Origin of the sequence: Leucobacter sp. M11, assembly GCF_035726885.1 — a bacterium.
Taxonomy (GTDB): Bacteria; Actinomycetota; Actinomycetes; order Actinomycetales; family Microbacteriaceae; genus JAPFRB01.
The window spans coordinates 30,215-36,059 of the sequence record NZ_JAPFRB010000007.1 but is presented as its reverse complement, the minus strand read 5'-3'; the positions used below and the strand labels follow the sequence as shown (position 1 = coordinate 36,059).

Sequence of the window (5,845 nt, the reverse complement as noted above, 5' to 3'; positions counted from 1 at the left end):
ACTTCTATCACAGCCTCGGCATCAAGATCCTCGAGGGCTACGGCCTGACTGAGACGACCGCCCCGGTGTCCGTGAACCTGCCCAGCAACTTCAAGATCGGGACGGTCGGCCCGCCGCTGCCCGGCCACACGGTCAAGATCGCCGACGACGGGGAACTGCTCGTCAAGGGCGTCGACGTCTTCAAGGAGTACTGGCAGGACCCCGAGGAGACCAAGAAGGCCTTCACGGAGGACGGCTTCTTCATGACGGGCGACCTCGCGAAGCTCGACGAGGAGGGCTACATCACGATCACGGGTCGCAAGAAGGAAATCCTCGTCACCGCGGGCGGCAAGAACGTCTCCCCCGCCGCGCTCGAGGACCCGATCCGCGCGAACCCGCTCATCAGCCAGGTCGTCGTGATCGGCGATCAGCGGCCGTTCATCGCCGCGCTGATCACCCTCGACCAGGAGATGTTGCCCGTCTGGCTGAACAACAACGGCGAGGACGCCTCAATGCCCCTCACCGAGGCCGTGAAGCACCCGAAGATCCTGGAGGAGGTGCAGCGGGCCGTCGATCTCGGCAACTCGCGGGTCTCCCGCGCCGAGTCGATCCGCAAGTTCGTGATCCTGCCGCTCGACTTCACCGAGGCGAACGGCCACCTCACCCCGAAGATGAGCATCAAGCGCGCAAACATCCTGCGCGACTTCTCGCACGAGGTCGAGGGCATCTACGGGAACAACCCGCCCGCGACCGAGGGCGTCTCCATCACCGGCGGCTAACCCCGCCCCCAGCACGGCGCACCCGCGATCCTTTCTGCAAGGGATTCCGGGTGCGCCGTTGCTGTGTCGCTGTGTTGCTCAGCGGCTCAGTTGCTCAGCCGCTCAGTTGCTCAGCGGCTCAGTCGCTGTGCTTAGAACCAGTCGGACTGCCGGATCTGCTTCATGGCCTCGCGGCGGTCCTCGCCCTCCAGGCGGTGGATGTAGAGCTTCCCGTCGAGGTGGTCGCACTCGTGCTGGAAGGCCTGGGCGAGGGTGCCCTCCCCGGTGAGCTCGATCACGTTGCCGTCGAGGTCGGTGCCGCGCACCGTGGCCCGCGGGTAGCGGAGCACGTCGAACCAGAGGCCGGGCACCGAGAGGCAGCCCTCCCCCGTCGGCACGGGCTCGCCCTCGACCGAGACGAGCTCGGGGTTCAGGAGGTAGCCCTCCTGGTCGTCCACCTTGTAGCTGAAGGCGCGCTGGGTGTGCCCGATCTGGGTCGCCGCGACCCCGGCCCGGCCATCGAGCTGCACCGTGTCCATGAGGTCCCGGACCAGCTGGCGCACGCCGTCATCGATCGAATCGATCGGGCTGCACACGGTGCGCAAAACGGGATCTCCGAAGAAGCGGATCTGGCGAACGGTCACGGGGGAACTCCTCAGGGCAATGGAAACGTGAAGCGGGGCCCGCCGCGTGGGCGAGCCCCGCTCCGAGCGTAGTCGAAACGCTCCGGGGTGTGCGGCCTGGCCGCCTAGCTGATCTCGACGATCAGGTCCCCGGCCTCGACCGGGGCCGTGCCGTCGAAGGCGAGGCGGCTCACGGTGCCCGCCACGGGGGCGGTGATCGCCGCCTCCATCTTCATGGCCTCGATCGTGGCGAGCGGCTGGCCCGCCTCGACCGCGGTGCCGGGCTCGACGCGGATCGTCACGGTGCCGGAGAACGGCGCGGCGACGTGGCCGGGCTTGGTCCGGTCCGCCTTCTCCGCGGCGACCGTCGTGACCTCGACCGAGCGATCCGTGACGAACACGGGGCGCAGCTGGCCGTTCACCCGCACCATGACGGTGCGCACGCCCTTGTCATCCGCCTCGCCGATGGCCTCGAGGCCCACGTAGAGCCGGACGCCCTTCGCGATGTCGACCTGGTGCTCCTCGCCCGGCACGAGGCCGTAGAGGTAGTCCTGGGTCTCCAGCGCGGAGAGGTCGCCGTACTCCTGGCGCATCCGCAGGAAGCTCTCGGTCGGCCCGGCGAACAGCAGGCGGTTCAGGGTGCCCCGCCGCTCCTCGCTCGTGCCGTCGAGCAGCGCCGAGTCCTCGTCGCTGACCGGGGTGACCTCGATGCTGACCGTGCGGCCCGCGAGCACCTTCGTGCGGAAGGGCTCGGGCCAGCCGCCGGGCAGGTCCCCGAGCTCGCCCGCCATGAAGCCCACGACGGAGTCCGGGATGTCGTAGTTGCCCGGGTTCTCCTCAAAGTCCGCCGGGTCCGCGTTCACCGCCGCGAGGTGCAGGGCGAGGTCGCCCACGACCTTCGAGGAGGGCGTCACCTTCGGCACGCGGCCCAGGATGCGATCGGCCGCGGCGTACATGTCCTCGACCCGCTCAAAGTCGTCGGCGAGGCCGAGCGCGATGGCCTGCTGGCGCAGGTTCGACAGCTGGCCGCCCGGGATCTCGTGCGTGTACACGCGCCCGGTCGGGCCGGGCAGGCCAGACTCGAAGGGCGCGTAGTTCTTGCGCACCTGCGCCCAGTACGGCTCCAGCGCGAAGACGGCGTCCTGGTCGATGCCCGTGTCGCGCTCCGTGTTCGCGAGCGCGGCGACGAGCGCCGACAGCGAGGGCTGGCTCGTGGTGCCGGACATGGGGGCGCTCGCCACGTCCACGGCGTCAACACCCGCGCGCGATGCCGCGAGCAGCGTCGCGAGCTGGCCGCCCGGGGTGTCGTGCGTGTGCAGGTGCACGGGCAGGTCGAAGCGCTCGCGGAGCGCGGTGACGAGCCGCTCGGCCGCGGCGGGGCGCAGCAGCCCGGCCATGTCCTTGATCGCGAGCACGTGCGCCCCGGCGTCGACGATCTGCTCGGCCAGCCGCAGGTAGTAGTCGAGCGTGTAGAGGTCTTCCTTCGGGTCGAGCAGGTTGCCCGTGTAGCAGAGGGTCACCTCCGCGACGGCCTGCCCGGTCTCGCGCACCGCGTCGATCGCGGAGCGCATCTGGGAGACGTCGTTCAGCGAGTCGAAGATCCGGAAGATGTCCACGCCCGTGGCCTGCGCCTCGCGGACGAAGGCCTCGGTCACCTGGCGCGGGTAGGGCGTGTAGCCGACCGTGTTCTGGCCGCGCAGCAGCATCTGCAGGTTCAGGTTCGGCGCGGCCTCGCGCAGGCTCGCCAGCCGTTCCCAGGGGTCCTCGCCGAGGAAGCGCAGGGCGACGTCGTAGGTCGCCCCGCCCCAGGCCTCGACCGAGAGCAGCTGCGGCGTCAGCCGCGACACGTAGGGGGCCACCTCGATGAGGTCGCGTGAGCGCACCCGCGTCGCGAGCAGCGACTGGTGCGCGTCCCGGAACGTGGTGTCGGTCACCGCGAGGGCGGTCTGCTCACGCAGCGCCCGCGCGAAGCCCTCGGGGCCCAGCTCCAGGAGCCGCTGGCGGCTCCCCGCCGGGGCGGGCTCGGCGAGCGAGAGCGCGGGCAGCTTCTCGGCGGAGCGCACCGCGCTGGGGCGCGCGCCGTGTGGCTGGTTCACGGTCACATCGGCGAGCCAGCCGAGCAGGCGGGTCGCGCGATCCTTCGGCTTGTTCAGGCTGAGCAGCTCGGGCCGCTCCTCGATGAACGCGGTGCTCAGGTCACCCGCGGCGAAGGCGGGGTCCTCGAGCACGGCCTGCAGGAAGGGGATGTTCGTGGCGACGCCGCGGATCCGGAACTCGGCGAGCGCTCGCTTGGACCGGCCAACGGCGGCCTCGAAGTCGCGGCCGCGGCAGGTGAGCTTGGCCAGCATCGAGTCGAAGTGGGGGCTGATGTAGGAGCCGGGGTTGATCGTGCCGCCGTCGAGGCGGACACCGCCGCCGCCCGGCGACCGGTACGTGGTGATCCGGCCGAGGTCGGGACGGAAGCCGTCGGCCGGGTCCTCGGTCGTGATGCGGCACTGCAGGGCGGCGCCGCGCAGCTGGATCTGATCCTGCACGAGCCCGATGTCCGCCAGGCTCGCGCCCGCAGCGATGCGGATCTGCGCCTGGACGAGGTCCACGTCGGTGACCTCCTCGGTCACGGTGTGCTCCACCTGGATCCGGGGGTTCATCTCGATGAAGACGTGCTCCCCGGCGCGCTCCCCCGCCGTGTCCAGCAGGAACTCCACGGTGCCCGCGTTCGCGTAGCCGATGGACTTCGCGAAGGCGATCGCGTCGCGGTACATGTCCGCGCGCTGCGCGTCCGAGAGGTTCGGGGCCGGCGCGATCTCGACTACCTTCTGGTGGCGGCGCTGCACGGAGCAGTCCCGCTCGAAGAGGTGGATCGTGTCGCCGAAGGTGTCCGCGAGGATCTGCACCTCGATGTGTCGGGGCCGCAGCACGGCCTGCTCGATGAACATCGTGGCATCGCCGAAGGCGCTCTCCGCCTCGCGCATGGCCGCCTCGAGTGCGCCGCGCAGATCCTCCGGACGGTCGACCCGGCGCATGCCGCGCCCGCCGCCGCCGGCCACGGCCTTGGCGAAGACCGGGAAGCCGATCTCGTCGGCCCCGGATATCAGGGCGTCAATGTCCTGAGAGGGGGGCGTGGAGCGCAGCACGGGAACCCCGGCCGCAATCGCGTGCTCCTTCGCGGAAACCTTGTTGCCGGCCATCTCCAGCGCGTTCGAACTCGGCCCGATGAAAGTGATGCCCTCAGCGGTGGCCGCGGCGGCCAGGTCGGGATTCTCCGAGAGGAATCCGTAGCCCGGGTAGATGGCGTCGGCGCCGGATTCCTTGGCCACGCGAATAATTTCCTCAACATCGAGGTACGCGCGGACGGGATGTCCAACCGATCCGATCTGGTAGGCCTCGTCAGCCTTCAGCCGGTGGAGCGAGTTCCGGTCCTCATACGGAAAAACCGCGACCGTCTTCGCTCCCAGTTCAAATGCTGCTCTGAATGCCCGAATGGCAATCTCGCCGCGGTTTGCGACAAGAATTTTCGAGAACATAGCTGCCCTTCGTGTCACTGCCCAGTGTACGTTGTGGTTCTCTAACCATAGTGAAGGTACGCTTAGTTATTGTGCATGTACTTAGCGTAAGTTCCCTGAAGGGCGGCGTCGGCAAGACGACGGTAACGCTCGGCCTCGCGTCGGCGGCGTTTTCGCGTGGTCTCCGGACGCTCGTCGTCGATCTCGATCCCCAGTCCGATGTGTCCACCGGTATGGATGTCGACCCCTCCGGCCACGGCAATATCGCCGATGTGCTGGAGAATCCGAAAGAGAAGGTCGTCCGCGACGCCATCGTGCCAAGCGGGTGGACGAAGCACCACGAGGGGGCCATTGATGTTCTCCTCGGGAGCCCGTCCGCGATCAACTTTGACGGACCGCATCCGAGCATCCGCGAGATCTGGAAGCTCGAGGAGGCCCTGGCCAACATCGAGGCCGAGTACGATCTCGTGCTCATCGACTGCGCCCCCTCGCTGAACGCACTGACGCGTACCGCGTGGGCCGCGAGCGACCGCGTGCTCGTCGTAACGGAGCCCGGCCTGTTCGCCGTGGCCGCCGCCGACCGCGCGCTGCGCGCGATCGAGGAGATCCGCCGCGGGCTCAGCCCCCGCCTGCAGCCGCTCGGCATCGTGATCAACCGCGCCCGAACCCAGTCGATGGAGCACCAGTTCCGCATCCGGGAGCTGCGCGAGATGTTCGGCCCGCTGGTGCTGAACCCGCAGCTGCCCGAGCGGACGAGCCTCCAGCAGGCCCAGGGCGCGGCCAAGCCCGTGCACATGTGGCCGGGCGAGACCGCGCAGGAGATGGCCGGGTACTTCGACCAGATCCTCGACCGCGTGCTCCGCTCCGCGAACATCGACGCCCCCGCCCGCGGCCCGATCCCGATGGAGACCGCCACGGTCGTCGCGGACGACTCCGCGGACGACACCGGCGAGCACTAAGCACCGGCGAGCACTCAGCACCG

At 69.3% G+C, this 5,845-nt stretch carries 4 protein-coding genes; 2 read left to right on the top strand and 2 right to left on the bottom strand.

Annotated elements, in window-relative coordinates; genetic code table 11:
- On the top strand, window positions 1–758 hold a 758-nt coding region (locus tag OOT08_RS18070), incomplete at its 5' end, for an AMP-dependent synthetase/ligase (protein WP_325094269.1).
- 131 nt (window positions 759–889) lie between these two features.
- Here the strand turns inward: OOT08_RS18070 and def are convergent.
- Window positions 890–1,381, bottom strand: coding sequence for a peptide deformylase (gene def, locus OOT08_RS18065; RefSeq protein WP_325094268.1), 492 nt, complete (start codon window positions 1,379–1,381; stop codon window positions 890–892).
- Between the two features lie 104 nt (window positions 1,382–1,485).
- A complete protein-coding gene (locus OOT08_RS18060; protein ID WP_325094267.1) occupies window positions 1,486–4,884 on the bottom strand; it encodes a pyruvate carboxylase in 3,399 nt (1,132 codons plus the stop codon).
- A gap of 71 nt (window positions 4,885–4,955) precedes the next feature.
- Between OOT08_RS18060 and OOT08_RS18055 the strand changes: the two genes are divergently transcribed.
- Window positions 4,956–5,822 (top strand): ParA family protein, encoded by an 867-nt coding sequence (locus OOT08_RS18055; protein WP_325094340.1) that lies wholly within the window; start codon window positions 4,956–4,958, stop codon window positions 5,820–5,822.
- The last annotated feature ends 23 nt before the right edge of the window (window positions 5,823–5,845 follow it).

Coding starts and splice junctions, on each gene's coding strand:
- OOT08_RS18060 (WP_325094267.1), bottom strand. CDS start 4,884: ATGTTCTCGAAAATTCTTGTCGCAAACCGCGGCGAGATTGCCATTCGG.